The following is a 2374-nucleotide window of genomic DNA, read 5'->3' as shown; positions in this document are numbered from 1 at the left end:
CCTGCACCACGCCCTAGCACGGCACCCGGCGCCGGCACGCTGGCCGCCGCCACGCTCGGCGTCGACGGCGCGGAAAATCTGGCATAGAGACGGTGAATGATCGTGCCGATGACGACCGTGGTGCCGATGACGATCAGCACCCCCATAATCCCCACCGCCGCCTTCAACCCGCGTAGATTCTGTGGCTGATCCTGCATCTCACTCCATCCTGGCTGGCCCGGACGCATCCGGGCAGCGGCTTGATTCCTACCTTGCCGCGCGCATCGGCACCATCTCGCGCTCCCGCGTCAAGGCCTTGATCCTGGAGGGGGCCTGCAGGCGCGACGGCATCGTCACCACCGACGCCTCCGAGACCGTGCAGCCCGGCACCCTCTACCAGCTCGCTTTGCCCGCCGCCGCGCCCGCTTTGCCCCAGCCCGAATCGCTGCCGCTGGACATTCTTTATGAGGATGACGCCCTGCTCATCCTCGATAAAGCCGCCGGCATGGTCGTCCATCCCGCCCCCGGCAACCCGGACGGCACGCTGGTCAATGCCCTCATCGCTCATTGCGGCGAGAGCCTTACCGGCATTGGCGGCGAGCGCCGGCCCGGCATCGTCCACCGGCTGGACAAGGACACCTCCGGCCTCATGGTGGTGGCGAAAACCGAGCTTGCCCTCACCCGCCTCTCCGCCACCTTCGCCGCCCGCGACATTGAGCGCCGTTATCTGGCGTTGTGCTGGGGCCTGCCCAATCCCGCCAAGGGCCGAATCGAGGGTGATATCGGCCGCGACCCGAAGGACCGCAAGCGCATGGCGGTGGTCAAAAGCAACGGCAAACACGCCGCCACCAATTATCAGGTGCTGGAGCAGGCGGGGCTGGCGGCTTCGTTGATCGCCTGCCGGCTGGAGACCGGGCGCACCCACCAGATCCGCGTGCATCTGGCCCATATCGGCCATCCGCTGATCGGCGATCCTGTCTATCTGCGCCGCCGCCCGGCGGCTGCGAAATTGCTGCCGCCGGAGGTCCGGGACATGGCTCTGGACTTCCCCCGCCAGGCCCTGCACGCCGAAACTTTGGGCTTCGCCCACCCCATCACCGGCGCGGCTTTGCGCTTCACCAGCCCCCCACCCAGCGATTTCAAAGCCTTGCAGGACGCATTGCTCGCATGCGCCTGAAACAGGACTAAGACGGTCGTTTTTATTGACGCCTCCGGACGAACGTACGTACACTCCGCCTCGACGCGTTCAGTTCATGAACATTCCTGACCATTTGTTTAGCTGCTTTTAAGCGGCGCCGCGGGATAAGTTTGTTAATGTCTGAGCGTTGAAAAAATTCAAATGACGTTTCCTTTGCCGGCGCCGGATTGGCTGGGCCAGAGCGGAGGAGACGAAAGCCGAGGAGTTTCCGTATGGCCTCCACAATGTCCAGCCTGGCGCCCGATGCCAGCCTCTCCCGCTATATGCAGGAGATCCGCAAATACCCGATGCTCTCCCACCCGGAGGAGGAGGCGCTGGCCCGCTCCTGGCGTGACCATGGCGACCACCAGGCCGCCCACAAGCTGGTCAATTCTCATCTTCGTCTCGTCGCCAAGATCGCCATGGGCTATCGCGGCTACGGCCTGCCTGTCTCCGAGCTGATCTCCGAAGGCAATGTCGGCATGATGCAAGCCGTCCGCCGGTTCGATCCGGATCGTGGCTTCCGCTTGTCCACTTATGCGATGTGGTGGATCCGCGCGGCCATCCAAGAATATATCCTGCATAGCTGGTCCCTGGTGAAAATGGGCACCACCGCCGCGCAGAAGAAACTGTTCTTCAATCTGCGCCGCCTGAAGGGCCAGATGCAGGCGATCGATGACGGCGACCTCTCCCCCGAGCAGGTCACCAAGATCGCCACCGTGCTGGATGTGCCCGAGCAGGATGTGGTGAACATGAACCGCCGCATCTCCTCGCCGGATAATTCGCTGAACGCGCCGATCAAGATGGATGGCGAGGGCGAATGGCAGGATTGGCTGGTGGACGACTCCGAAAGCCAGGAAACCGAGTTGGCGGAGCGCGAGGAGCTGACCGGCCGCAAGGCCTTGCTCGCCACCGCGCTCAAGACCCTCTCCGAGCGTGAACGCCATATCCTGGTCGAGCGCCGCCTGAAGGACAACCCGACCACGCTGGAAGATCTCTCCCAGCATTATGACATCTCCCGCGAGCGCGTGCGCCAGATCGAGGTGCGGGCGTTCGAGAAGCTGCAGAAATCGATGAAGGCCCAGGTGGCCGAGCAGCGCCAGGTGGCCAATGCCAACGCCGCGGCGCTGCGGCTCAACTAATAAAAAGTTTTTGGGGGCGCAGGCGCCCAGGGTTCCATCGCTGCGTAGCGGCGATGGAAAGGCGCAGGAGGGGTGG

General features: G+C 63.9%; 2 protein-coding genes and 1 pseudogene. 2 read left to right on the top strand and 1 reads right to left on the bottom strand.

Annotated elements, in window-relative coordinates; translation table 11 throughout:
• Positions 1–197: pseudogene (locus tag MXAZACID_RS19380) on the bottom strand (hypothetical protein); the annotation flags it as partial.
• Here MXAZACID_RS19380 and MXAZACID_RS12050 point away from each other — a divergent pair.
• Both MXAZACID_RS12050 and rpoH read left to right on the top strand, forming a co-directional pair.
• Entirely contained in the window at positions 182–1156 is a 975-nt protein-coding gene (locus MXAZACID_RS12050) for an RluA family pseudouridine synthase (protein ID WP_008494651.1), read from the top strand. The pseudogene MXAZACID_RS19380 and the gene MXAZACID_RS12050 overlap by 16 nt on opposite strands.
• A gap of 233 nt (positions 1157–1389) precedes the next feature.
• The gene (gene rpoH, locus MXAZACID_RS12045) at positions 1390–2298 is read left to right on the top strand and encodes an RNA polymerase sigma factor RpoH (protein WP_035180392.1); all 909 of its coding nucleotides are present in this window, start codon (positions 1390–1392) and stop codon (positions 2296–2298) included.
• Positions 2299–2374 lie beyond the last annotated feature (76 nt).

This window comes from Acidocella sp. MX-AZ02, assembly GCF_000306035.1.
GTDB classification, from domain to species: domain Bacteria; phylum Pseudomonadota; class Alphaproteobacteria; order Acetobacterales; family Acetobacteraceae; genus Acidocella; species Acidocella facilis.
The sequence above is the reverse complement of the archived record's forward strand: the minus strand, read 5'-3'. Positions and strand labels throughout refer to the sequence as shown.

Coding starts and splice junctions, on each gene's coding strand:
- rpoH (WP_035180392.1), top strand. CDS start 1,390: ATGGCCTCCACAATGTCCAGCCTGGCGCCCGATGCCAGCCTCTCCCGC.